Below are 24,200 nucleotides of genomic sequence, written 5' to 3'. Positions count from 1 at the left end.
TGCTTGAAATAATATGATTATTCTGACAACTTTCAGGTTAAAATTCTAAGAACTTCAAAAAAGCCTGAGGCGGCCCATTACAGGCATCCCAAGCTCAACTGTTAGTTCGTTCTATGAAACATCTATATATCGCAAATACAACATTCGCTTCGGATAGTTAACATAATCTAAGTTATGTTAACTTAGTGCCGGCTGCTTCCGGTTTTCTTTTCCGCTCATGAAAAATCAGCTTGAACAGCGGCGGAACCGCAAAAAAGATAAAAAATGTCCGGAACAGCTGGAAACCGGCAACTGTCGGCAATTCGGCCCCGACCTCATGCGCAATCAGACTCATCTGATCCATCCCGCCCGGCGCCAGGCTCAGCAGTGCAGTCGCCGCAGATACGGATTCCAGATAAGCAAACAGCAGGCTGAAGCCGTAAGCACCGGCAATCAGCACAGCCCCGCTCCCTACCGCAAGTGACAGCGTCAGCAGCTTATGGTTCAGCTTGCGCGGATCAAGCAGCAATCCAACGTAGACCCCGATCATCAGTTGCGCAGCATTGGTTAATACTGCAGGCAGCATCGTCCCCTCAAGGCCGCTGATCTGCAGCACTGCTGTTATGATCGCCGGTCCGAGCAGGAACGCGGTAGGAAACTTAATCTTCTGCCCGCCAATTCCGCAAAGCGTGCATGCGATGCCGAAGTAGATGATATTCGGGAACAACACGCCTGTGCTTTCAGCGGCGGCCGACACAAGCGGTGTACTGTCAGCCCCCCCTGCATGGCCGGCAAACAGCGGGCTGTAAATTAACAGAGGGATACAAATGATGATCATCATTAGGCGGATCACCTGAATCACTGTCACCACGGTCAGATTAACATCCTCCGACTCCTCAGCCAGCACCAGCATCTGGGTTAACCCGCCGGGAATACTCCCGAGCAGAATCGTTTTGTAATTGGTTCCGGACACCTTGGAGACCAGAACAGCTATTCCAGCGCAGAACAGCAGCAGCAGCGCGGTCATCAACAGCATTGCAGGAAGCTGGCGGGAGATTTCTGTGAGCGCCGGGGCAGTCAGGGAAAGGCCAATGGTGTACCCGACAATAATCATCCCGGTATTCCGGATTTGTCCTGGCCAGGAGTAAGCCTGCTTGCGCAGATTTGAGCTGATCAGGGCAGCGATCATCGGGCCAAGCAGCCATGGCAGCGGCCAGTGCAGCAGCATGAATATACCGCCGCCAGCCAGAGCAGTTGCGAGCGTAATCAGGATGGACAGCGGCTGAGATATAGCTTTGGATATTGCTGGTGTTGATTGTCTTGACATGATAAATCCTCATTTCCGGCACCTGTCAGTATAGACAGTTGTTGCAAAATGAATTTGTAGCAGCATTTGTGTACCTAATCGATATTGGCAATCTTCCACTCACCTTGCTTATTGCGGAGCAGCGAGATTTCATATGTCCCCTTGGTAATGTACCCTTCAGAGGTCATTTGCTCATAGCCAACAGTGAAGCCCGCCCGCTTGGTCCCTTCAATCGGAATGCCCAGCAGCGTCAGCTCATTGATGCGGTAGACATTCTTTCCATCCAGCAAAAACTGCAGCGCCTCATTAATCCCCAGCGAATGCATCGTGGCCGCGAACTTATCTTTATCCTTGGCAACCCAGGCTTCGATACAGCTCATAGTTTCCTGCAGCGCTTGCCGGTTCCCCGGGTCCTCTCCTACATCCGGCTCTTGAAGGAATACACCGGGAACGATGGGCGTCCGCTTCTCCATATGCTCAACCTGGCTAAGCATCTGGACCAGAACAGGAAGAATAGCTGCCCGCTCCGCCGCTGTAACCGTCAGTTCTGCCCGGTATTCCTCTCCCATGGCTATGAACCGGAAAGCTTCAACCGGATGCCCCGGCCCGCTGCTGGTTCCGAGGTATTCTTTGTACTTAAGCAATGCCTGATCTGTACCCGGCTTGAAGCTGGGTTCAGCAGCCTCTGCCTCAGTTCCCTTCACATGAACAAAGGTAATATAGTTCAGCTTGTCGGCAGTCCCCCAGGCCGTTCTCCCCTCCTGCCCGAAGCGGATCATGGTTTCGGGCAGGAACAGGCCCAGCGGCAATTCCTGATCCGCAGAGAAACCGGCCCGGACCAGCGTACCCGCAATCTCGAACTCCCGGCCGCTCCCGCTGTACTCCTCTACTTCGGGGATCAGAGGGACAGAACCTGCCGGAAGCATCGCCGCTGTGGCTGCTGGACTGGCTGATGCTGTCCCAGCAGCGGCAGGCTGTGGTGTAACCGTTACCGGGCTGGCCTCAGGCTGTGCTGTTCCTTCTACTCCGTTGTCAGTGTTCTTCCCGCTGGTGCAGCCTGTACTCAGTGCAAGGACAACAGCAATCCAACCGGCTCCAATCATGCGCTTACGCATGGACATAGATAATCACCTCATTTACCAGACGCTGGTAATAGGCTAAAGTTGCGATACGGCCGGATTACCGGCTGAACATTGCTGCCGAATTCCGGTTGAAGATTATTTCTTCATCCGGTTAATGTTCGGATTCGAGTGTATGGTACTGAAATATTGGCTGGGATTCCCCTGGCGTGTATTGAAACGCTCTTTGAAGTCACCGCCCGTGTATTCCCCGATCACCCGGTGCCAGAAGCTGCGCGCCGGTAGGTTCGCCCGGATCTGGGATACCTTCCAGTCGCCGGGAAACATATCGAACAGCCGGTGTGCGGCCCAGGTTCCCACTCCGCTGCGGCGGTATCTTTGCATGACAAAGAACTCTGTCATATAAAACTGCCCCTCCGGGTCGCGCAGCAGCCGGTCAACCAGGGCGAACCCGGCAATATTGCCGTCTACTGTGAACACATACGGGAATTTATTGGTGCCGCTGCTCCAGTAAGCTTCAAGTCCCGGATAGGCGGGAAATAACCCGTCCCGGTCCACCTGCAGCTCCAGATAACGGGTGAAATCATACAGGTAAAACTGCATTAATCTGTTTAACATCTGCTTCTGCTCTTTAGGAACCAGCTCGATTCCAAGTTCCATCAGGTTCACCTCTGCCGTTTACGTTTACTTCACATCATATAACTTTGTCACATCAGGAGCAAGGGCGCCGCTATGAACGCAGCAGATACAAGGCCGTTAACGGCTGAAACATGATAATATAAGAAAGACGGTTCCTGCTAATTAAAGGCAAACTACAAAGAAGGTGAAGCTCATCAGCATTCAAAAAACAGCCGACCGCCAAAAGCTCGACCAGCGGCTGCCGTTAATGCCCTGGTTCGTGCAGCAGTTTATAGATTATAAACGGCCCGACCTCTCCCCCTCCACGCTGCTGGAGTATATCCGCGATTATGAATCTTTTTTCGGCTGGCTGCGGGGTGAAGGGCTGTCTGCCGGCGCAAGCAACGCCGAGATCACATTATTAGAGCTGGAAACCCTGCACATGGACAGCATTGTCGGATACCGGCTGCATCTGACAACCCGGGCGGAGAGTGCGAATAGCCGTGTGACCGTGTCCCGGAAGCTGTCTGCACTGCGCTCCCTCTTCCATTACTTGAGCCAGATTGCCGAGGATGAGGACTTTTATCCGCTGCTGAAGCGGAATATCATGGCCAAGGTGGAGATCAAACGCATCCACAAGCCGAAGGATACGGCAGCCAAGCTGAAAGGCAAAATCCTTGAGGACGAGGAGCTGCTGGAGTTCGTAGGATATATCTATGAAGGCTACGGCAAGGATGTGGAGGCCAATAAACAGGCTTATTACTCTTTTCAGCTTAACCGTGAACGGGATGCCTGCATCGCCAGCCTGATTCTGAACTCCGGCCTGCGTGTCTCCGAGGTGGTCAATCTGAATATGGATGACTTAGATCTGAACAACAAGCTGATCTATGTATTCCGCAAGGGGCATAACGACGAGACATTCAAGACTCCGGTCTATTTCCGCGAGCAGTCAAAAGATGATCTAAGCCTGTATCTCAGCCTTCGCCAGAGCCGCTATAAGACACCGAAACGGGAAAAAGCCCTGTTCATCGCGCTCCCTAACGGCAGTACCGAGGGGAAACGGATGACCAAACGGGCGATCCAGGAGATGATTATCAAATACGCCAAACGTTTCGGCAAGCCTTATCTGACGGTGCATAAGCTGCGGCATTCCTTCGCCACCGACTACTATCTGCAAAATGATATTTACCGGACGAAGGAACAGCTTGGACATGCTTCAACAGAGACTACCGAAATCTATGCCCATCTCACCGATAAAACAATGTCGGAAGCAATTGAGCGCCGCCTGGAGAACGAAGCCCAGAAAGAATAACCGGGTCTTTACGTCCCCGCTAACCGTTCAATTAACCATTTTATCACTTAATGCGGAGGTTTTTTTGCTGTGACTGATCATCCATTATCCCAAGTTTCCTTTCAACATCCCGGCCTGCCGGAGCTGCATTCCGACTGCCTAAGCTGCTTCGGCTTGTGCTGCGCGGCGCTGCCGTTCGCGGCTTCATCTGATTTCGCCATCGACAAGCAGGCCGGACAGCCTTGTCCTAATCTGCGCGGGGATTTCCGCTGCGGCATTCATACGGAGCTTAGAACGCGCGGCTTCCGGGGCTGTACCGTATATGACTGCTTCGGAGCCGGGCAGAAAGTCTCGCAGCAGACTTACGGCGGGCACGACTGGCGGCAGGCGCCGGAAACAGCAGGCCAGATGTTCGAAGCGTTCCTGGTAATGCGCCAGCTCCATGAACTGCTGTGGTATCTGCATGAGGCTATAGACTTCTACGCCGTGGACAGTCTGCATAGCTCAATGAAATCACTGCTAGAGCAGACTACAGAGCTAACCAGTCTCCCGCCTGATGAGCTTGTAAAGCTCAATGTGCCGCTGCACCGGGCGGAGATCAACGGGCTGCTGCTGCAGGCCAGTGAACTGACGCGCACGGCGACCCTGAAGCAGCTGAAGCCGGCACCCGGACGCCAGAAGAACTACGGCCGTGGCGCAGATCTGATCGGCGCGAAGCTGCGCCAGGCCGATCTGCGCTGCACCAGCTTGCGCGGGGCATACCTGATTGCCGCTGACCTCAGCGGTGCGGATCTGCGTTACTGTGATTTAATCGGTGCGGATCTGCGCGACACGAACCTGTGCAGCGCGGACCTGCGGCACGCCCTCTTCCTTACCCAGGCACAGCTGCAAGCCGCCAAGGGAGATCACACGACCAGGCTGCCGGAGAGATTGTCATATCCTGAGCATTGGGCCGCAGCACTGCATTAAGATGCAGCAGCCGGAGTGTTGCATTTCAACGCTTCACTCAATCAGATTTAAATCTGTGAAATGAAAGTGGAGTGCGCTTGCCGGAGGTTTGTGTTATCCCAACAACGATATGTTAATTGCACAACATACAACTAGATAATCTGATAGTCCACCTATTATCGGTTTAGCTGTATTTCGTGCAACTAAACTGCCGTGAGCAGCTTGATTTAACGTATTTCGGGCGAATTTAATTGTACAGAGTGCATCTATACAATTCAAAAATCGCTTACTGCTCCATTTAGTTGCACATAATACAACTATCCCGAGAGTTTCCGCCTGGAAACGAAGATATGTTACTCTACTTCTTATTTTTACAGCCGCTATATAAGACGCACTTAAGACTTGAACTTATAGCGTAGTTGTCACTGCAGTGAGCCTTTGGGCTTCCGGCCGCTGTTGTCCCCAGATTTCCTGATTATTACCGTTTTTAACGGTAGAAATCCGGTGACAAAGGCGGAGCTTTCACTCCTACAGTTCCAAATTTCCGCTTCTTTTTTGTATTTCGTTTATTTCTTTAGTGCTCCTTGATAGCGGGCTTGAGGTAATTCCAGTCCCGGCCCTTCACCGCAGCTGCTGCGGTGAAGGGCCGGGACTGGCTTTATACCGGGGGTTATAGAGTGTTCGCGCTAAGGAAGTATTACATATTATAGCTTTCTGTTGTGAATTTTTCACATGATGAAATTTTTAATAATAAAACAAAATACAGCTATTGTTTTTGGTTCGACGTTCTGCCGGACAGCTTTTTCACCCGCCGTCCCAGCCCCGCCTGCCGATTCGAAGGTGGGCAGCGGGGTCCAACCGTCATAGTGGCCGGAGTACAAAACGGATTTCATGAATAGAGATGAGGATCAGGTCAACTAACGATAGTGATGACCGGCGGTGAAACGTTGAAGTGGTATTTCTTTTGTTAAAGTGGTATTTCTTTTTCGAATTTTTCATATGATGAATTTTATGAATCATGGTGGAGCCAACTATGCAGCAGATGGCGGCCGCAGAAGTGAATTTTGTAGACATCCTCTGCATAACGGGGTACCTGCTGGATTATTAAAGCTCAACGGACACAGCAGCTCTTATTTCGAATATATCTCATTTTTCTGCAGGCGGACACCAGAGGCTTTATTTACTGATATTTACACCAATTGGGGTTGCTTGAGAAACAATAAGCGCTGTGGGGTCCGTTAGCCGGCGAAAAGAGCATATTGGAGACAAATAACGGCTGTACGGTCCGTAAGGATCAAACAATACTCACCACACCTAAGCAGTGAGTTTAATTCACAGATTAAGAACTGATACTATACTAGCTACCCAGGTAGCCGCTCAGCCGCGGATTTCACCCGGCAGCTTAATGATGGTGACCAGCTCTCCGGCGGATATAAGGCCACTGTTAGGCGGAATAACAATCAGACAATCACTGTCTTTAATCGTCACCATTACCGAAGATTCATCCACAGCAGCCGGATGCGCATAGAGCATTCCCTCCCGGAGCTCCAGCCGGGCACGGACAAACCGTGTATAGCTGTTGCTCCGCTTATAATCCGCCCCCAGCCGTGCGTTCCATTCCGGCAGCTTAGGCTGTGCCGCACCCTGCATCATACCGATCACGGGACGGGCTAACAGCTGAAATCCAGTGAAACAGGCACCGGGGTTGCCTGACAATGCAAGCAGAAGTGTTCCCCCGCGGACTGCTGCGGTGGTTACGCTGCCGGGCCGCATGGCTATTTTGTTGAACAACATCTCACCGCTCTGCTCCCGGACCAAATCACCCATAATATCGTAATCGCCGACCGAGACCCCTCCCGTGGTAATCACCAGATCATAAGCCTCCAGTGCCATCTGTACTTTATGGCGGGCCAGCTCCAGATTATCAGCAATTGTACCCAGCATAACAGGTTCTCCGCCGGCCTCCTTAATAAGCGCTTCGAGCATCGGTGAATTACTGTTGCGGATTTTACCCGGCTCAAGCGGCACACTGACATCCAGCAGCTCAGTTCCGGTCGCAAAAACGGCTACCTTCGGCCTGCGGCGCACTGGAACAGCGGACACTCCGAGTGCAGCCAGCACTGCGATATCACCAGCACCGATGATTTTGCCGGCTTGCAGCACCAGTTCCCCGGTTTGCATCTCTAAGCCGCAAGGAGTAATATGTAATCCCGCCTCCTGCGGCTTGCAGATGCCGACATAAGTAATGCCGTTCACCACCCTGCTCTCGGTGGCCTCCATCATAATTACCGTATCTGCACTGCCCGGAATTTGCGCTCCGGTCATAATCCGTGCAGCTGTCCCGGAAGTTACATCTCTGGAAGCCACTGCACCGCAGGGGATAAAGTCCGCAATCTCAAGCCAGACCTTATTATCTTCTGTTGCAGCCGCAGTATCTGCCGCAAGGACGGCAAACCCGTCCATAGCGGAGCGGTCAAACGCCGGAAACGGATGCGGAGTATGTACCGGCTCAGCCAGCATGCGTCCGCAGCTTTGATTCAAGGGGACCACTTCTTGTTCCAGCAGTACTGCATAAGCAGCCAGCCTTGCCCCGGCCTCTTCTACGGAAATCACTGTACGCTGAAATTTACTGCTGCTGTATTCCTCTGAGTTGTTCATAGATCGGCTTATCCTCCTTCATTACTCTGCCAAAGTCATAGTCCGGCTGGTCCAGCCCTATTCTAACACGCTGCCCCGGAAAGTAAAAATAAGCGACGACAAAAAAGAGAATGCTACCCGCATTACCCGCCGGTGGCATTCCCTGATTACTTTCTATTGTAATGCCTGTAATGCCGCAGCAGTTCCACTGCTTCCGGCACCCTAACTTGCACGGATCACTCTGACATCTGCCGGAATGATACTTTCGCCCTCGTAAAGCATGAATCTGCCGTTCTGCCACTCGACCCGCAGCAGCCGTGAGTCATCCGACTGGTATTGCCAGACATGCTGCTCCCCGCCGTTCATATACGGCGTCTGTCCCTTAACAGCTGCATACCCCTCATACTCCTCCTCCAGATAGAAGGTACGGTCATCCAGCTCCAGCGTGGCGGGAACCTCGGAAGGGCTGTCGAGCCGGCCGTCGATGGGATAATAGAGCCGGTACTGTACCTGCTCGCGTTCTTCAATATAGAGGTAGGCAATCCGGCTTCCGTCACGCAGTGTGAGCACCACAGCGTTGCGGCCGGTGGTCTTGGTCCGGCCGGTCACTTCGTAGCTTACCAGGGAAACCTCGCAAATATCACCTGGGGACAGGTTCAGCATACTCTTCGGCGCAGCGGGCGCCTCCGGCTTCGAGAAGATGTTACCGATTCTTTTCCAGATACTCAAAGCTATCACTCCTAATGTTTGGTCCATCTCAAAGTCTCTGCTCATTCCGGTCTATTACCGTATAAATGCACCAATAATTAAAGCGCCTGTCACATGCAATGAGCCAGCAAGCAGCCCATAGCCGACCTTGCCCAGCTGTGTGCCGTGATCGAGATCAACCTTGCCCCATTTGCCCAGCAGCAGCTCAGCCGTCTTCTCAAGAACGAATAACAGGACAAAAGAAACAGCCGAGACGATCAGCGCATTCCCGAGTCGGCTGGCCACTGCAATGGATGACGACAGAATATAGCCCTGCGCAACCAGCTTCAGCACAAACCGGGTAGTCACCGCCAGATTGCCTGCCTTAAGTTCTTCCAGATCATTGTAACGGGTAAACAGCGAATCCACGAACATCAGCCCACACAGCAGCACTGCACCGCTGACCGTCCACACTACCATGGACACCAGGTTATGGAAATCCATTGCTCAAGCCCCCGTTTGTTCAGTTTACTTGTGAAGCGTAAAGACATAGATAAGGCGAAGGAGAAACCGCTGGTTCTGTCTCCCCTCCGCCTGTAGACATCCGCCTGAAGTCCGGCTTATGCCAGTATATTATTGTTTGTCGTACTGTTTCATCAGCGCAGCCAGCTCATCTTCGACAGCCTGGTCCTTGCTCAGCTTCTCGAACTCATCATCCAGCGATTTGTTGCCGGATACCATCTCGTTGCTGGCTTCTGCCTGGGCTTCCGCCTGCAGCATCTTGTCTTCCATCCGCTTGAGTCCGGCGGAAGCTGAATCCGTACTGAATCCGCTCATCGCTTTGTTGATTTCGGTCTGTGCCTTCGCTGCATTATAACGGGCAACGAGCGTCTCGCGCTTGTTCTTCATCTGGGTAAGCTGCTTGCGCATTTCATCAAGCTTGCCGCGGAGATTATCCGCTGAAGCCTTATTCTGGTCGAAGCTCGTCTTGTATTCAGCAAGCTTGGCTTCTGCGGCCTTCTTCTCTTCCAGCGCACGGCGGGCCAGATCGGCATTACCGGCCTGGGCAGCGGCATGGGCCTGCTGATTACGTTTGTTGACCAGTGCTTCTTGTTCTTCGTATAGCTGTTTGAATTTCTTCTCGATGGCGATCTGTGCAGCTACCGCTTTTTCGGCATCCTCCAGATCTTCGGTCATATCACGGATGTACTGGTCAGTCATTTTTACCGGATCTTCGGCTTTATCAATAATCGCATTCACATTGGACATGGTCAAATCACGTAATCTTTTAAATATAGACATGGGTTCATTCCTCCAAAATAAAAGTGTCTTGCTCATTTGTTATCTTTTACGCAGGGAGTGCCAGTATCGTTTCAAAAAATATTTAACCTTGCCGCAATAAATATTGTGATACCTTATCACCCACGATTCGCACAACCTCTGCGATGCCTTCTTTGCTGAGATTATCGTAATGAATCCCCATCACTACCGTAACTGTCCTGTTCAGCGCAGCTGCCACTTCAAGTGCAATGGCTTCGCTGATTGTATGCTCCTTGTGATGCGGGACTGCAGAGGTCATGACTCTGGCCGTCTCTCCGTCCATATATGCCGTGCTTGCGGCACCGATATGGCGGACTCCGCCGGTAATCAGCAGCAGTAAATCGCGGCCGACCGCAATCTCGGACAGTTCTATGTCATCCGGATGAGGCTGATGTGATAGCAACGCAGTATCCCCCCTTACCCATTATATTAACCATAGTAAGCGAAGATTTCTCAAGCTGCAAATAATACTCCGTACCGTCCGGAACAGGCCATATATTTATACGATGCCGCGGATTTCATCCAGCGAGGAAATATTCTCTTCAGCCATAAACTGCTGCAGTTCCTCGGTGAGGGTGCTGCCTGCCCGCAGATTCATAAAGTTATAAGTTCCTACCTGAATTACCGTTGCCCCCGCCATAATGAACTCAATAATATCCGTAGCTGTAGTGATGCCGCCCATGCCGATTACGGGAATGGTTACCCGTCTGGCAACCTGATGTACCATTCTTAACGCTACCGGCTTGATTGCCGGGCCAGACAGACCGGCGTAGAGGTTATTGAACACACTGCGGCGGCGGCGGACATCGATCTTCATCCCCGAGATGGTGTTAATCAGCGATACGGCATCCGCACCTTCAGCTTCGCACATTTCGGCCATCTCTGCGATGTCTTCAGCATTCGGGGACAGCTTCACCGCCAGAGGCAGGCTGGTTGCCGCTCTCACGGCGCGGACCACATCACGGGCCGCCGGAGTCTTCACACCAAAGGCAATTCCGCCTTCCTTCACGTTCGGACAGGAGATGTTCAGCTCGATCATATCGACAGCCTTCTTGCCCGTAAGCAGGCGGGCATCGGCATCACGCTGGATCAGCTCGGCTCCGAGCACATAATCAGGCAATGTATTGCCGCCCAGATTCACGATCCGTGCTGTATCCAGTGTCTCCCAGTAAGGCAGCTCCTTAGCCAGGAAGGCTTCCACTCCCGGATTCTCAAGACCCACACTGTTCAGCATGCCAGAAGCGGTCTCATACACCCGCACACCGGGATTTCCCGCTTTGGCATGAAGAGTCAGCCCCTTACCCGAAATTCCGCCTAGGAGAGATACATCGTAGAGCTTGCCGTATTCACGGCCGAAGCCAAATGTACCCGAAGCCATAACAATCGGATTCTTGAAATGCACTCCGGCTATCGTTGCAGAGGTCTTAATCATGGAAAAGCACCTCCTCTGCCAGGAAGACCGGCCCGTCTGCACAAGCCTTCCGCTGCCCGTCCTTGCAGGATACGCTGCAGACCAGGCAAGCGCCAATTCCGCAAGCCATACGGTTCTCCAGCGATAAGTACACGTTAGGGCGCTTGCCGGAGGTTTCCACGGCGATCCGTTTGAGCTGCGCTGCCTTCAGCATCGGATGCGGCCCGCAGACAAAGATATGATCATAAGCTGCAAAATCCACGCTGTCCAGAATCAGGCCGCCAACATCAACGGTCAGTTCGGCAGCCAGCGGACGGAATGCGTCTGTACGGAAGGACTCACGGCTGAAGCCGAGATAAATATCGCTATCCGGCAGCTCCTGGGCACAGTAATAGAGCGGCGCAATTCCGATTCCCCCGCCTACGAGTGCAACTTTTCCTTCCACCTTAGGAAAACCGGTACCAAATGGCCCTTCAAGCTCAAGAGAATCTCCCGGATTCAGTCCCGCGAGAATCTCGGTGCCTTCACCTACCACATGATACAAAAAATCAACACCATTATCATTCACCTGATGTATACTAAGCGGTCTGGACAACAGCGGATAGGCTCCCCATGCCCGCAGCATGTAGAACTGACCCATCGCACCACCATTCCCTCCTTCAACCACCAGGTGGTATACTCCGTCTCCCAGCCGCTCGTTACTAATCACCGTCGCCACGTTATCAAGCTCCTTCAAATTTAATCTTATTAACCATGCCTTAGAAGGAGCGTAAAATCTGTGATATTCTTCACAATTATAGCCCTCTATTTCTTGTTCCAATGTCCGCGGACATAAGGCTTCGGCAGATGCTCTACACGAATCCCGCCCAGCGCCTCTTCAGCATGCAATACCCAGTAAGGATCACTAAGCATCCCTCTGCCGATTGCTACAAGCTCCGCCTTGGCTTCAACAATAACTGCCTGTGCCTCCTCATAGGATTCCAGCCTTCCGACAGCGATTACCGGTACATGCAGCCCGCTCCGAATGTATTCGGCGAGCTCCACCTGATATGCAGGTCCTGCATTAGGACCGCCGTTCGATCCGATGGGTCCTTCTCCTCCGGAGGAGACATGGAACATATCCACTCCTGCGTCTTTGTAGCGGCGGCAGAATTCCAGCGCGTAAGCTTCATTATAACCGCCCTCCACGTACTCCTTCGCTGAAACCCTCATCAGCAGCGGCATTTCCACCGGCAGCACCTCACGTACAGCCTCCACTACCTGCATACCAAACAATGCCGGATCTTGTCCGTATTCATCCTCACGTAGATTAGTGAGCGGAGAATGAAACTGGTGGATCAGATAGCCGTGGGCCCCATGAAGCTCTACGGTATCAAACCCGGCTTCTACCGCCCGGAGTGCAGCATCACGGTAAGCAGTGACCAGTCCGGCAATTTCCTCCCGGGTAAGCGCCCGGGGCGTTTTGGAGCGTTCATCAAAGGCAACCGCTGAAGGCGCAACAGGAACTGCGGCATCCACCGCTTTACGGCCGGCATGTCCCAGCTGTATTGCAATCTTGGCCCCCTCTGCATGAACAGCACTGGTAATCCGCTTGAATGCTGCGATTTGCCTGTCATCCCAGATTCCTGTATCGCGGCTGGTAATCCGCCCGTCCGGATGAATCCCGCTCATCTCTACAATGATTAGCCCGGTACCGCCGACGGCACGGCTGACATAATGCACAAAGTGCCAGTCAGTGGCAATGCCGTCCTCTTGCTCTACGGCATATTGGCACATCGGCGGCATAACCACGCGGTTCTTCAAGGTGAGGGCTTTCAGTTCATAAGGTGCAAACAAATCGGTCATGCTTGTCTCCATCCTTCCTGTTCGCTATCATTTAGCGGGAGTCCCACGTATTCATAATTATACACGCATTTGCGGATACGATAAATCCTTCTGCTCTTCCTGCTGCGGCATAAAATCAGACAACCTTGGAAATAACAATTCTTGACTTTTAAAATAACGGAAGCTCACATAAAGGAGGTTTATTTCCATGAAGCTGACCGGAATCCGCCGAATTCTGCTCCTGGTTCTTACCATTGTAGTAATAATGCCCGATGTCCACCCGGCTGCCGGGTCTGCTTCAGCCTCCGCTTCCCTTCAAACAGCTCTTTCCATCCAGTCCTATCTTCTGCCACAGCCGGATGAAGCTGCAGATGATGAAGCCATACCCGCAGGCTCAGGCACATCCAGCTCTGCTGTACAGCGCCGTAAAAAAAACAAAAGCCTCTCACTTAGCCAGCTGCTGCGAAAATATCCGGATACGATCAAGACCCAAGGACCGCGCAGCAAGAGTATTGCCCTGACCTTTGATGATGTGCCTGACCCGCGCTTTACTCCCGAGCTGCTTGATGTGCTGCACAAGTATCACGTCAAGGCAACCTTCTTCGTAGTAGGCAGCCGTGCGGAGAAGCACCCGGATCTGGTTGCACGGATGATCAGAGAAGGCCATGTCATCGGCAACCACTCCTACAACCACCCTGAATTCAGCAAACTCAGCATGAATGAATTCCGGACCCAGATTATCCGGACGGAGAATATTCTCCAGCTGATGGCAGGCTACAAGCCGCGGCTGATCCGCCCGCCATACGGTGATATCAATGAACCGCAGCTGCGTTGGGCCAGAGCGCACGGGTATAAGCTGGTGAACTGGAACGTGGATTCCCTCGACTGGCGAGGCTTATCCAAAACTCAGGTCAGGAATAATATTCTGGCCCGGGCCGGTAAGGGCGCCATTATTCTGCAGCACGGGGGCGGCGGCAAGGGCAGCAACCTGCAGGGAACCATTCAGGCACTCCCGGAAATCATCAGCATTATGCGTAAACGCGGATACAGCTTTGTTACCGTTCCGCAAATGTTCCAGGTCAGCAAGAGTAAATAACCCCCCCACACAGTGCAGCCGAATCTTCGGGTGCTGACTCAGCTACTTTGCAGGGATCCCGAAACATATATATTCTTAATGATTAAAAAGAGGAAACAAAACTGCCGGCACGGCCGGGTTTTGTTTCCTCTGCACTGGTGCAACTATACGATTATCGGGTTATTGAATAATAAACAACTGTACATATTGATAGCCGAAATCCGCTACAAAGCTCTGGCTTCCGGGGATAAAAATATCAATCCGGTTGCCCTTAATTGCGCTCCCCATATCCGTTGCGGTGGCAAGAAAAGCCTGCTTCGGCAGCCCCGGGTGCGAATAACCGGTGACGAGCACCTTCGTGCCCAAAGGAATAACGCTAGGATCAACCGCAATCGTTCCCAGCTTAAGCGCGTTGCCGAAATAATCGACGGCCCCCCATTTTCCATTCTCGCTCGCGGCGGAGGAATAGGCTGAGGCCTTCACCTGCAGGACTTTGGCATAATTAAATTCCTTGCCCCAGGCTTGAACAGTATTCGATGCCGGTTCAACGCTGAAGGTTGCAGCGCTTGCGGCCTTCGCCGCCGGTGCTGCAGTAATTGCCTCTGCTGCAGCAGCCTTCGCTTGGACCGTTCCCGGAATTGCAAGCTTAAGACCAGGATAGATATTATCAGAGGGAATTTCCGGATTTGCATCCATTAGTTCTTCTACACTTATGCCATAATGGTTAGATAGAGTATAATAGGTAGTAGAATCTCCAGCGACATGTACGCTGTCGGCCAGGACGGGAGCGGCTTGAAGCAATGTGCCAAGTCCCAGTACGGCCGCGATGGCTGTGATGGCTAAGGGCTTGATTTTCATAGTGCCTCCTTCATTTGTAGGCGTCAGTAAGGGTCAATTCTGTGAACCTTATGGCGCCGCGGGTGCTGGACCTATGTACTTTCTTCCTTAAAGGTCTGCCGAAATGCAGTGTTGTGTAAACTGACAGGAATGAATATATCACATTTTTGTAACCTCTGGCTATGATTTTGTTACAATTGGCAAAAATTATCCTATATTTAGCGTTTTCACAGCCGAAAAAATTACATATTCTTAATTTTTTATCGAAATCGTTTTATCTGCCTCCACTTTGGATAAAACAGCTTCATGCCTGCTGCGCGAAAATTTTACACAGTTTTAACATTTCTCTCTTCTGCAAATAGTAGAATAATAGAATACGATAGATTTTAATAGACACTGAAGCATACTTGGAGGGTCAATGAACGTGAATGTAGAAGAAAAAAAAATCAGCCATACCAGTCCCGCTACGGCCTATCTTAACCGTGACCTCAGCTGGATCGAATTCAACCGCCGGGTCCTCGCCGAGGCCCAGGACCCGGAGAACCCGCTGATGGAGCGGGCGAAATTCCTGGCAATTGTATCCAGCAATTTGGATGAGTTCATCAGCGTCCGGGTCGCAGGCATCCAGGATCAGATCCGTGCCGGCTATACCAAGAAGGATTTCACCGGCTACACCCCTTCAGGGCTGTACAAGCGTCTTAGCAAGCGGGTAACCAAAATTGTCGCTGACCAATACCGTACCTTCAAGGATATCTCCCGTAATCTGCATAAAGAAGGCATTGTCTTCGTAGATTATGAGGATTTAACCCATGCCCAGGAGCAGTCGATTGAGCAATATTACCGTGATATTATTTTCCCTGTCCTGACTCCGATGGCTGTCGACCAGAGCCGTCCGTTTCCGCTTGTCCACAGCCAGTTCATCTATCTGGCAGTTGTGCTGACCCGCAGGAACAGCCAGGAGGAAGAACCCTATTTCGCTATTCTGCAGATTCCTTCGAACCTGCCGCGCTGCATTCCGCTGCCTCACCGCTCCAACAGCAAGAAGCGCCAGTTCGTCTTCATTGAAGACGTCATCCGCTATCATATCCAGACCTTATTCAGCGGTTATGATCCTGTAGCCGTCAGCGAGTTCCGGCTGACCCGCAACTCCGATTTGACGATTGACGAGGAAGGCGCGGAGGATCTGCTGGAGGAAATCGAGAAGGAGCTGCGCAAGCGCCGCCGCGGCGTGCCTGCCCGGCTTGAGGTGCAAAAAGGCATTCATCCTTATGCGCTGGAGCAGCTGCAGGCGGAATTCGAGCTGGAGGAATTCGTCTTCGAAATTGAAGGGCCGCTTGATCTCGGGTTCCTGCGCAGCTTCGCCGGCAGCCTTAAAGGCTTCAGCTATATGCACTATGCACCGATTGAACCGCTCTATCCGGCGGAATTTGAAGAGAACGAGGATTTCTTCCAGGTGCTGAGCGAACGCGATGTGCTGGTCTATCATCCGTATGAATCGTTTGATGCGATGACTGATTTCATTACCCAGGCTTCTGAGGATGAACAGGTCATGGCCATCAAGATGACGCTTTACCGGGTCAGCGGCAACTCCCCGCTGATTGCCGCCCTGGCTACAGCCGCAGAATCGGGCAAGCAGGTCACCGTGGTCGTGGAGCTGAAGGCCCGCTTTGACGAGGAGCGTAATATTGCCTGGGCACGCAAGCTGGAGCAGTCCGGCTGCCATGTCGTCTACGGGCTTGTCGGACTCAAGACCCATGCCAAGGTCACCCTGATCGTCCGCCAGGAAGGTCCGGAGCTGCGGCGTTATGTCCATGTAGGAACCGGGAATTATAATGACAGCACAGCCAAGGCTTATACTGATATCAGTCTGTTTACGGCAAATCACGAAATCGGGCTGGATGCCTCAGAGCTGTTCAATCAGATGACCGGCTATTCCGCCAACTACAAATGGAATTCCTTCATTGTGGCACCGACCAATATGAGCCTGTCGCTACAGAAGCTGATTCTGCGGGAAGCGGAGCATGCGGCTGCCGGCAGACCTGCCAGAATTATTGCCAAGATGAACTCGCTGTCCAATCAGGAGGTCATTGATAATCTGTACACAGCTGCCCAGGCCGGGGTGAACATCGATTTGATCGTAAGAGGGGTCTGCTGCCTGCGTCCAGGCATTGAAGGGCTTAGTGAGCGGATTAAGGTACGCAGTATCGTTGACCGCTTCCTGGAGCATTCCCGGATCTATTACTTCGAGAACGGCGGAGAGCCGGAGGTCTATCTGTCCAGTGCGGACTGGATGACCCGCAACCTGACCCGGCGGATCGAGCTGATGTGTCCGGTGAAGGACGATATCAGCCGTAAGCAGATCATCAAAATTCTGGAGATGACCCTGCAGGACAATGTGAAAGCCCGCTTCCTGCAGCCTAACGGATATTATGAGCTGGCTGACGACAAAAAGGCCCCGTTCCGGAGCCAGTTCGCCGCTATGAATGTTTCCCGCTGGAAGGGAAGCCGAGCTTTACCTTCACCGACCAAGCATTCCTGAAAGCTTTGAGCCCGTTCTCAATATCCTCGAGGCCGATCAGGACTTGTCCGCCCAGCAATTCCAGATCAAGGGTGTTGTTGTGCAGCCGTGTATTCAGCCCGCTGACAATCCCGATTTCGGTGCTGTCAAGCGCGATGCTCAGCTGCACCAGCGTCCCCAGCTTATGAATCCACATCTCGTCGGAAGCCAGTAAAATGTCCTTATGCATCTGGGACAGTTTCTGCTTCCGGCTTTTTGTGCTGTACGAAGCAATTAGAGCGCTGAGAATCAGCTGGCGGTGGGTAAGCCCGCGGATCGGTGAATTCATCAGCCAGTAGCGCGTATGGCGCTTGGACTGGTAATAGTTAATGTTGGAGCCAGTCCGGTGCAGCATAATCGCCACATAGACCAGCATCTCCTGCTCAGCCCGGTCTCCTTCGGGCTCGAAGGCGTTAAGCAAACTGAGTGCCAGCTTATAGATATGATCCAGATGGCGCTTCGAGGTACGGATATCAAAGCGGATAATCGTATCCAGACTGTATTCCAGCGCACTGTCACGTACAGGCTCGTCCGGCTTCAGCAGATCGTGCAGCATGCCTTCCCGCAGGCCCTCTCCGCTGATTAAGGCACCGCTGGCTTGAATATAATGATAGACTGTGTGAAAAATAATCAGACCGGAGACGATGATGTCCCCCCGGCTCTTGGACAACCCCTCCAGTTCCTTACGCTTCTCGTAAGGGGTCGCCGGCAGAACTTCCATGAACCTGTCGATTGTCTCACCTGACAGCATATAGCCGTGCGAATTGGGCAACGAATAATCACGGTTCTTCTGATCCAGCTTACCGAGCGAACGCAGCGTTCCGCCAAGACCGTACAGCGGGAGCCCTGCCCCTTCCGTGAGCCAGTCATGCTCAACCAGCCTGCCGGTAACATAAGCCTGCAGCTTACGTACCTGATCACTGTTCCAGTTGCCGTGGTGGCTGAACATCACGTTGGTATTCACCGCACCGAACGGGAAAGAGATGCTGTGCTGGTAACGCCTGCCACGGAATAAGGTAACCTCGGTACTGCCCCCTCCGATATCAATGACAAATCCGTCCTGGATATCAAAGGCATTGATCACACCGAGAAATCCGAAATAGGCTTCCTGGTGACCGCTGATGACCTCGATCTGAATGGATGAGGCTGCGGATAAATAGCTGATAATTTCGGAGGAATTGGCGGCGTTGCGGATCGCTGCAGTAGCGCCTGCCCGGATTTTATCCACTTCAAAGTCATCACAAATCTCCTTGAACTGGTGAAGGACAGGAACAATGGTATCCATATCCTTTGTTTCCAGTCTTCCGTCCTTGGTAATTTTCTCACTCAGGCGGGCAGAGTATTTGCATTCCTTAATTATTTTATAGCCGCCTGCCTGTGTCGTATCATAGATTACAAGCCGTATGGAGTTAGAACCAATGTCTATAATGCCTATCCGGCAAAGATCATCTCTCATCTGTATGTACTCCTTTTCAAGTAGATTGATCATCTGTATACTATATCACCCATTTCCTGCTCCGCAAAATAAAAATAACCCCACAAAGTGAGGTTAGGGCGTAGATGATTACAGAACCTTACTCAAGAAATCCCGGGTGCGGGCATGCTTCGGCTGGCCGAACACCTCTGCCGGAGTGCCCTGCTCAACGATAACGCCGCCGTCCATGAACAGGATGCGGTCGCCGACTTCGCGGGCGAAGCCCATTTCATGCGTGACGATGACCATCGTCATCCCTTGCTCAGCCAGCTGCTTCATAACTTCCAGCACTTCGCCGACCATCTCCGGATCAAGCGCCGAGGTAGGCTCATCGAAGAGCATCACATGCGGCTGCATCGCGAGCGCACGGGCAATGGCAATCCGCTGCTTCTGTCCGCCGGACAGCTGGGCCGGATAAGCATTCCGCTTGTCCTCAAGGCCAACGGTACGCAGCAGCTCCATGGCAATTTTCTCAGCTTCGGCCGCCTGCTGCTTCCGCACCTTCAGCGGCGCGAGCATAATGTTCTGCAGCACTGATTTGTGCGGGAACAGGTTAAACTGCTGGAAGACCATCCCCATTTTCTCACGGGTTACGTTGATGTCATGCTTCCGGGCAGTAATAGACTCCCCTTCAAACTTAATCTCGCCGCCGGTAGGCTGCTCCAGCAGGTTCAGACAGCGCAGGAAGGTGCTTTTACCCGATCCGCTGGGACCGATGACAACCACAACCTCACCTTTATGAATGTTCAGGTCTATGCCTTTCAGGATATCCAGTTTGCCAAAGCTCTTCTGCAGATTCTTAACCTCGATCATCCGTATTCAGCCTCCTTTCCAGTATACCCAGCAGCTTGGACAGTGTGAAGGTCATTACAAAATAGATTAGGGCAATGATGACATACGGAGTCAAACCTTCATATGTGATCGTTGTAATACTTTTGGCCTGGAAGAACAGATCTGCTACCCCGATCATGGAGACAATGGAAGATTCCTTGATGATCGTAATAAATTCGTTCCCGATGGCCGGCAGTACATTCTTAAGCGCCTGTGGGAGCACGATATAACGCATCGTCATCCCCTGCTTCATACCGAGTGAGCGCGCAGCCTCCGTCTGACCGCGGTCAACACCTTGAATACCCGCGCGGAAAATCTCCGCCAGATAAGCGGAACTGTTGATCGTCAGTGTTATGGCTCCCGACTGAATCGGTGTGAACTCCAGTCCCAGACTCGTTAAGCCGTAGTGAATCAGGAATAACTGGACCAGCATCGGTGTCCCGCGGAGGAACTCAACCCATGCAGTAGCGATAAAGCGCAAAATCCACCACTTGGACATCCGCAGTAAAGAAACAACAATCCCCAGCAAGAAACCGAAAAATACTCCAAGGACGGCCAGCAGCAGTGTATACTTCAAACCGGAGAAGAAAAAATTGCGGTATTCATAGGCAATATCAAATAAATTCATGTCCTGTATTACCTCCTGTCTTCAAAAAAATAGAAAACGACGGATCACCGCCATTTTCTGTCAATACCAGAGCATGTCCCGCAAATCGTGCTGCGGGTTGTAAATCTTCAGCTAACCGTGTTCACGGCTTGCTGTTCTACTTGCTCTCAGCAAGCTCACTTGCTGCCGCTACATACTCGTCAATCTTACCTTCCGAGTTCAGGCGGGTCAACGTCTTATTCACTTGATCCAGCAGTTCCGTATTGCCCTTCTTCACGCCGATAACATAACCGTCATCTTCCACTTCAGGCTTGGCGTCAGTAATCACAAGTCCCTTAACATTCTTCACAAAGGACTTGGCTACAGGTCCTTCCATAATAGAAGCGTCTACACGGTTCGATTGCAGCTGCAGCACGATCTCGGAGATTTTGCCGAGCGAAGTCAGCTGTGCGCCTTCGATGCCCTTGGCGATATCTTCCTGGATCGATCCGGTCTGAATACCGATCTTAGTATTTTTCAATGAATCCATCGTCGCAAATTTATCCTTATCCGCTTCACGCACCACTACAGCCTGTTCAGCTTTGTAGTAGATATCGGACAAACCTACAGCTTCGGCACGTTCAGGAGTCGGGCTGAGTCCGGAGATGACCATATCGATCCGGCCGCTTGACAGCTCATTCAGCAAAGAGTCAAATGGCAGGTCCTTAATCTCTAGCTCTGCACCCATATCTGCAGCGATATCCTTGGCAATTTCAATATCAAAGCCCACGATGGTGTCTTTACCGTCAACTACTTTGTGGAATTCGTATGGCGGAAAATCTGCACTTGTTCCCATAATCAGCTTCTTGGCTGCAGTTGCATTCCCCGTATTGGTATTTCCGCTAGCTGCGGTATTGTTGTCGTTGTTATTGGAGCCGCATCCAGCCAGCAGTCCTGCTGCCAGCAGCAGCCCCATAGAAAGTTTACCCCATTTGTTCATCTGTCTCTCTCCCCTATTCTTCTAAGTTCATTAAGTTCTCTAAGTAGTCTCATTGACCGATTTATTATAAATCACTTCGCATGAATATGCAAAGACATTTTTGTGACAACCCCTGTCAAATTCACGGGCTTAGAGGAAGCGTATTCAGTAATGTCTGCGTACTCTGCATTTTGCACATCCTATGAATGGGGGTATATACTGTTTACTATCTCCACATGCTGCTGAAATAACCGCATTGTTTCAGGCGGACTCAGCGGCGGTATAAATTGGAATTAAGTATGTGCTTCTGAAGTAACAAAATTTTTTAGGAGGTGCCCTCATGCTGCTGGAAGCAATGTACCATGTTCCCCGTGATAAGTGGGCTTATGCCTACGACACCAAAACTATACATCTGCGGGTACGCACGAAACGTGATGATGTAGACTATGTTGTTGCGCTCACTGGCGACAAGTACGATTGGGAGCATACTTCTTATGACATCATCATGGAAAAAGCCGCCTCAGACGATAAATTCGACTACTGGGAAGCGGCCGTCCGGCCCAAATACAAGCGGCTCAGCTATACTTTCCGGGTCAGCAAAGGACAAGAAACGGTGTATCTGCTCGATAACGGCATCCGCACCTATTGTCCGCAGCCGCCAAACCATTTTTACGAATTCCCTTATATTCACGGGATTGATCTGTTCAAGGTTCCGACCTGGGCCAAGGACGCGGTGTTCTATCAGATTATGACCGAGCGGTTCGCAAACGGCAATCCCCTGAATGATCCTGAGGGAACAGAGGCCTGGGGCGGCAAGCCGGAGCTGGATAACTTCTTCGGGGGTGACCTCCAGGGGGTGCTCGATCATCTGGATGATCTGCAGGAGCTCGGCATTAATGCCCTCTACTTCACGCCGCTGTTCGTCTCCCCTTCCAACCATAAATACGACATTGTTGACTATAAAAGAGTGGACCCGTATTTCGGCGATAATGAGCTGCTGAAGCAGGTAGTGGAGGAATGCCACAAGCGCGGCATCCGTGTTATGCTGGACGCCGTGTTCAATCACTGCAGCGATCAGTTTCCGCCATTCCAGGATGTGCTGCAAAAGGGAGAGTACTCCGTTTACCGTGACTGGTTCCACATTAATTCATATCCGGCGGAAATTGTTGACGGCATTCCGACGTATGACACCTTCGGCTTCTATGGTAATATGCCGAAATTTAACACTGCCAATCACGAAGTGAAGTCCTACCTGCTGGAGGTTGCCGAGTACTGGATCAAGGAGATTAAAGTCGACGGCTGGCGGCTGGATGTAGCCAATGAGGTCGATCATCATTTCTGGCGTGATTTCCGTAAAGTAGTCAAAGCCGCGAACCCGGATGCCTATATCGTCGGCGAGGTATGGAGCGACTCGTTAAACTGGCTGCTCGGTGACCAGTTTGATTCTGTGATGAATTATCCGTTCTCAGGTACCGTACTGGAATTCTTCAACGGCGGAATGGACGGGATTACCTTCGGTCAGCGCATCGGCGGCCTGCTTATGCGTTATCCCCAGCAGACGAACGAGGTTGTCTTTAATCTGCTGGGCAGCCATGACACCCCCCGCCTGCTGACCGTCCTTGGCGAAGATAAGCGCAAGCTGAAGCTGACCGTCGTCTTCCTGTTCACCTTCATGGGCACGCCCTGCATTTACTACGGAGACGAAATCGGGCTGACCGGTCATGAAGACCCGGACTGCCGTAAATGCATGGAGTGGGATAAGGACAAGCAGGACCGCGAGCTGTACGACTTTTACCGGCTGATGATTGCTTTGCGCAAGGAGCATAAGGCGCTCCGTGAGGGCCGCTTCCGGATCCTGTATGCCCGTGAGAACGACCCTTGCATTGTGTACGAGCGCGCCGATGAGCTGATCCACTTCACCGTCTGGATGAATAATTCACCGCAGCTGCGTACACTCAGCCACCCGATGGAGACAGATGACTGGCTCGATGCGCTGACAGGTGAAGCGGTAATCCCAGAGAACGGGATGATGAATATTGCGCTTGATCCGTACAGGTACCGGATTCTGTACCGTAATCTGGATTGAGTATGGTTAATAAAAACGGGTTATCTCTTCAGCCGAACGTTGGCTGCATGGGATAACCCTTCTGTATGGATGCTCCTATGTAGTACACTAATAGCAGCCAAAGAAAGGGGATACATAATGAAAGAACGGGAACAGATCATTGCAGATTATTTTGAGTCCTGGATTTATAAAAACAAACCGGTATTAGCGAAAACCTTCGCTCCGGACATCATCTACACGGAATGCTACGGTCCTGAATACCACGGATTAGCTGCTATTGAGCAATGGTTCGACGATTGGAACACGAAGGGTACGGTCCTCTGCTGGGAGATCAAACAATTCATTCATCAAGGCAGTTCAACTGCCGTTGAGTGGTACTTCCAGTGCGAATATGAGTCGGAGATTGGAGATTTTGACGGAGTGTCATTGATTGAATTTAATGCTGGGAACAGAATTGTGAGGTTAAAGGAGTTTCAATCGAAAACACCACACTATTATCCGTACGGAGAAAACGAAGCAGCAGCTGGCTCAGCCTCTGATAATTAGTGGCCGCTCTGATTAGTACATCAGCCAACTCATCCAATGGAATTAAGTGGAAAAACGTATCTTAATTTCTTTGATTTAGCTACTCCGGGATATTTAATTGGATAAATGTCATTTAACTTCTCCCATTTCTCTTACTCTGCCCTATTTTCC

The 24,200-nt window shown here is 51.7% G+C and carries 22 protein-coding genes; 6 read left to right on the top strand and 16 right to left on the bottom strand.

Features of this window, described 5'->3' with window-relative positions; all coding sequences use genetic code 11:
• Window positions 1–172: 172 nt before the first annotated feature.
• From LOS79_RS07155 to LOS79_RS07145, 3 genes are all read right to left on the bottom strand, one after another.
• Complete coding sequence (locus LOS79_RS07155) at window positions 173–1,306, bottom strand: AbrB family transcriptional regulator (RefSeq protein ID WP_315417479.1); 1,134 nt, start codon at window positions 1,304–1,306, stop codon at window positions 173–175.
• Window positions 1,307–1,380: 74 nt separating this feature from the next.
• The gene (locus tag LOS79_RS07150; RefSeq protein WP_315417478.1) at window positions 1,381–2,406 is read right to left on the bottom strand and encodes a hypothetical protein; all 1,026 of its coding nucleotides are present in this window, start codon (window positions 2,404–2,406) and stop codon (window positions 1,381–1,383) included.
• Between the two features lie 96 nt (window positions 2,407–2,502).
• The gene (locus LOS79_RS07145; protein ID WP_315417475.1) at window positions 2,503–3,024 is read right to left on the bottom strand and encodes a GNAT family N-acetyltransferase; all 522 of its coding nucleotides are present in this window, start codon (window positions 3,022–3,024) and stop codon (window positions 2,503–2,505) included.
• 172 nt (window positions 3,025–3,196) lie between these two features.
• On the opposite strand from LOS79_RS07145, the gene xerS reads away from it, so the two are divergent.
• On the top strand, window positions 3,197–4,294 hold the full coding sequence (gene xerS / locus LOS79_RS07140; protein WP_315422052.1) for a tyrosine recombinase XerS: 1,098 nt from the start codon (window positions 3,197–3,199) through the stop codon (window positions 4,292–4,294).
• A gap of 69 nt (window positions 4,295–4,363) precedes the next feature.
• Window positions 4,364–5,242 carry a pentapeptide repeat-containing protein gene (locus LOS79_RS07135; RefSeq protein ID WP_315417472.1) on the top strand — a complete coding sequence of 293 codons (879 nt, stop codon included), beginning with the start codon at window positions 4,364–4,366 and terminating at the stop codon, window positions 5,240–5,242.
• Between the two features lie 1,356 nt (window positions 5,243–6,598).
• Here LOS79_RS07135 and glp read toward each other — a convergent pair.
• The 8 genes from glp to LOS79_RS07095 form a co-directional block, all read right to left on the bottom strand.
• Complete coding sequence (gene glp / locus LOS79_RS07130) at window positions 6,599–7,879, bottom strand: molybdopterin molybdotransferase MoeA (RefSeq protein WP_315417470.1); 1,281 nt, start codon at window positions 7,877–7,879, stop codon at window positions 6,599–6,601.
• 201 nt (window positions 7,880–8,080) lie between these two features.
• Complete coding sequence (locus LOS79_RS07125; protein WP_315417468.1) at window positions 8,081–8,587, bottom strand: DUF4178 domain-containing protein; 507 nt, start codon at window positions 8,585–8,587, stop codon at window positions 8,081–8,083.
• Window positions 8,588–8,641: 54 nt separating this feature from the next.
• Window positions 8,642–9,049 carry a DUF350 domain-containing protein gene (locus LOS79_RS07120; RefSeq protein ID WP_315417466.1) on the bottom strand — a complete coding sequence of 136 codons (408 nt, stop codon included), beginning with the start codon at window positions 9,047–9,049 and terminating at the stop codon, window positions 8,642–8,644.
• 129 nt (window positions 9,050–9,178) lie between these two features.
• Window positions 9,179–9,847 carry a PspA/IM30 family protein gene (locus LOS79_RS07115; RefSeq protein WP_315417463.1) on the bottom strand — a complete coding sequence of 223 codons (669 nt, stop codon included), beginning with the start codon at window positions 9,845–9,847 and terminating at the stop codon, window positions 9,179–9,181.
• An 82-nt stretch (window positions 9,848–9,929) separates the two neighbouring features.
• Window positions 9,930–10,268: a prenylated flavin chaperone LpdD gene (locus LOS79_RS07110; protein WP_315417460.1), complete on the bottom strand. Its 339-nt coding sequence runs from the start codon at window positions 10,266–10,268 to the stop codon at window positions 9,930–9,932.
• Window positions 10,269–10,364: 96 nt separating this feature from the next.
• The gene (locus LOS79_RS07105) at window positions 10,365–11,297 is read right to left on the bottom strand and encodes a dihydroorotate dehydrogenase (protein ID WP_315417458.1); all 933 of its coding nucleotides are present in this window, start codon (window positions 11,295–11,297) and stop codon (window positions 10,365–10,367) included.
• Window positions 11,290–11,994: a dihydroorotate dehydrogenase electron transfer subunit gene (locus LOS79_RS07100; RefSeq protein ID WP_315417455.1), complete on the bottom strand. Its 705-nt coding sequence runs from the start codon at window positions 11,992–11,994 to the stop codon at window positions 11,290–11,292. Before LOS79_RS07100 ends, LOS79_RS07105 begins: the two co-directional genes overlap by 8 nt.
• Window positions 11,995–12,080: 86 nt before the next feature.
• Window positions 12,081–13,121 carry an NADH:flavin oxidoreductase/NADH oxidase gene (locus tag LOS79_RS07095; protein WP_315417453.1) on the bottom strand — a complete coding sequence of 347 codons (1,041 nt, stop codon included), beginning with the start codon at window positions 13,119–13,121 and terminating at the stop codon, window positions 12,081–12,083.
• 187 nt (window positions 13,122–13,308) lie between these two features.
• On the opposite strand from LOS79_RS07095, the gene LOS79_RS07090 reads away from it, so the two are divergent.
• Window positions 13,309–14,196, top strand: coding sequence for a polysaccharide deacetylase family protein (locus tag LOS79_RS07090; RefSeq protein ID WP_315417451.1), 888 nt, complete (start codon window positions 13,309–13,311; stop codon window positions 14,194–14,196).
• Between the two features lie 159 nt (window positions 14,197–14,355).
• On the opposite strand, the gene LOS79_RS07085 is transcribed toward LOS79_RS07090, so the two are convergent.
• Window positions 14,356–15,033, bottom strand: a complete 678-nt coding sequence (locus tag LOS79_RS07085) for a 3D domain-containing protein (RefSeq protein ID WP_315417449.1) — start codon at window positions 15,031–15,033, stop codon at window positions 14,356–14,358.
• A gap of 397 nt (window positions 15,034–15,430) precedes the next feature.
• Here LOS79_RS07085 and ppk1 point away from each other — a divergent pair, with 397 nt between their 5' ends.
• Window positions 15,431–17,551 (top strand): polyphosphate kinase 1, encoded by a 2,121-nt coding sequence (gene ppk1, locus LOS79_RS07080; protein ID WP_315417447.1) that lies wholly within the window; start codon window positions 15,431–15,433, stop codon window positions 17,549–17,551.
• On the opposite strand, the gene LOS79_RS07075 is transcribed toward ppk1, so the two are convergent.
• The 4 genes from LOS79_RS07075 to LOS79_RS07060 form a co-directional block, all read right to left on the bottom strand.
• Entirely contained in the window at window positions 17,490–19,025 is a 1,536-nt protein-coding gene (locus tag LOS79_RS07075) for a Ppx/GppA phosphatase family protein (protein WP_315417445.1), read from the bottom strand. The two genes, ppk1 and LOS79_RS07075, sit on opposite strands and share 62 nt — an antisense overlap.
• 108 nt (window positions 19,026–19,133) lie before the next feature.
• Entirely contained in the window at window positions 19,134–19,856 is a 723-nt protein-coding gene (locus tag LOS79_RS07070) for an amino acid ABC transporter ATP-binding protein (RefSeq protein ID WP_315417442.1), read from the bottom strand.
• On the bottom strand, window positions 19,843–20,502 hold the full coding sequence (locus tag LOS79_RS07065) for an amino acid ABC transporter permease (protein ID WP_397386739.1): 660 nt from the start codon (window positions 20,500–20,502) through the stop codon (window positions 19,843–19,845). The genes LOS79_RS07070 and LOS79_RS07065 overlap by 14 nt, the downstream gene beginning before the upstream one ends.
• A gap of 136 nt (window positions 20,503–20,638) precedes the next feature.
• On the bottom strand, window positions 20,639–21,460 hold the full coding sequence (locus LOS79_RS07060) for a transporter substrate-binding domain-containing protein (protein ID WP_315417440.1): 822 nt from the start codon (window positions 21,458–21,460) through the stop codon (window positions 20,639–20,641).
• 319 nt (window positions 21,461–21,779) lie between these two features.
• Here LOS79_RS07060 and LOS79_RS07055 point away from each other — a divergent pair, with 319 nt between their 5' ends.
• Both LOS79_RS07055 and LOS79_RS07050 read left to right on the top strand, forming a co-directional pair.
• Window positions 21,780–23,525: an alpha-glycosidase gene (locus tag LOS79_RS07055; RefSeq protein WP_315417438.1), complete on the top strand. Its 1,746-nt coding sequence runs from the start codon at window positions 21,780–21,782 to the stop codon at window positions 23,523–23,525.
• A 117-nt stretch (window positions 23,526–23,642) separates the two neighbouring features.
• Entirely contained in the window at window positions 23,643–24,050 is a 408-nt protein-coding gene (locus LOS79_RS07050; RefSeq protein WP_315417436.1) for a nuclear transport factor 2 family protein, read from the top strand.
• Window positions 24,051–24,200 lie beyond the last annotated feature (150 nt).

This window comes from Paenibacillus sp. MMS20-IR301, assembly GCF_032302195.1.
In the GTDB taxonomy this organism is placed as follows: Bacteria; Bacillota; Bacilli; order Paenibacillales; family Paenibacillaceae; genus Paenibacillus_AQ.
The sequence above is the reverse complement of the archived record's forward strand: the minus strand, read 5'-3'. Positions and strand labels throughout refer to the sequence as shown.

Bases quoted from the DNA above. Each gene is read 5' to 3' on its own strand.
- LOS79_RS07155 (WP_315417479.1), bottom strand. From the start codon at position 1,306: ATGTCAAGACAATCAACACCAGCAATATCCAAAGCTATATCTCAGCCG.
- LOS79_RS07150 (WP_315417478.1), bottom strand. From the start codon at position 2,406: ATGTCCATGCGTAAGCGCATGATTGGAGCCGGTTGGATTGCTGTTGTC.
- LOS79_RS07145 (WP_315417475.1), bottom strand. From the start codon at position 3,024: ATGGAACTTGGAATCGAGCTGGTTCCTAAAGAGCAGAAGCAGATGTTA.
- glp (WP_315417470.1), bottom strand. From the start codon at position 7,879: ATGAACAACTCAGAGGAATACAGCAGCAGTAAATTTCAGCGTACAGTG.
- LOS79_RS07120 (WP_315417466.1), bottom strand. From the start codon at position 9,049: ATGGATTTCCATAACCTGGTGTCCATGGTAGTGTGGACGGTCAGCGGT.
- LOS79_RS07115 (WP_315417463.1), bottom strand. From the start codon at position 9,847: ATGTCTATATTTAAAAGATTACGTGATTTGACCATGTCCAATGTGAAT.
- LOS79_RS07105 (WP_315417458.1), bottom strand. From the start codon at position 11,297: ATGATTAAGACCTCTGCAACGATAGCCGGAGTGCATTTCAAGAATCCG.
- LOS79_RS07095 (WP_315417453.1), bottom strand. From the start codon at position 13,121: ATGACCGATTTGTTTGCACCTTATGAACTGAAAGCCCTCACCTTGAAG.
- LOS79_RS07090 (WP_315417451.1), top strand. From the start codon at position 13,309: ATGAAGCTGACCGGAATCCGCCGAATTCTGCTCCTGGTTCTTACCATT.
- LOS79_RS07085 (WP_315417449.1), bottom strand. From the start codon at position 15,033: ATGAAAATCAAGCCCTTAGCCATCACAGCCATCGCGGCCGTACTGGGA.
- ppk1 (WP_315417447.1), top strand. From the start codon at position 15,431: ATGAACGTGAATGTAGAAGAAAAAAAAATCAGCCATACCAGTCCCGCT.
- LOS79_RS07075 (WP_315417445.1), bottom strand. From the start codon at position 19,025: ATGAGAGATGATCTTTGCCGGATAGGCATTATAGACATTGGTTCTAAC.
- LOS79_RS07070 (WP_315417442.1), bottom strand. From the start codon at position 19,856: ATGATCGAGGTTAAGAATCTGCAGAAGAGCTTTGGCAAACTGGATATC.
- LOS79_RS07065 (WP_397386739.1), bottom strand. From the start codon at position 20,502: ATGAATTTATTTGATATTGCCTATGAATACCGCAATTTTTTCTTCTCC.
- LOS79_RS07060 (WP_315417440.1), bottom strand. From the start codon at position 21,460: ATGAACAAATGGGGTAAACTTTCTATGGGGCTGCTGCTGGCAGCAGGA.
- LOS79_RS07055 (WP_315417438.1), top strand. From the start codon at position 21,780: ATGCTGCTGGAAGCAATGTACCATGTTCCCCGTGATAAGTGGGCTTAT.
- LOS79_RS07050 (WP_315417436.1), top strand. From the start codon at position 23,643: ATGAAAGAACGGGAACAGATCATTGCAGATTATTTTGAGTCCTGGATT.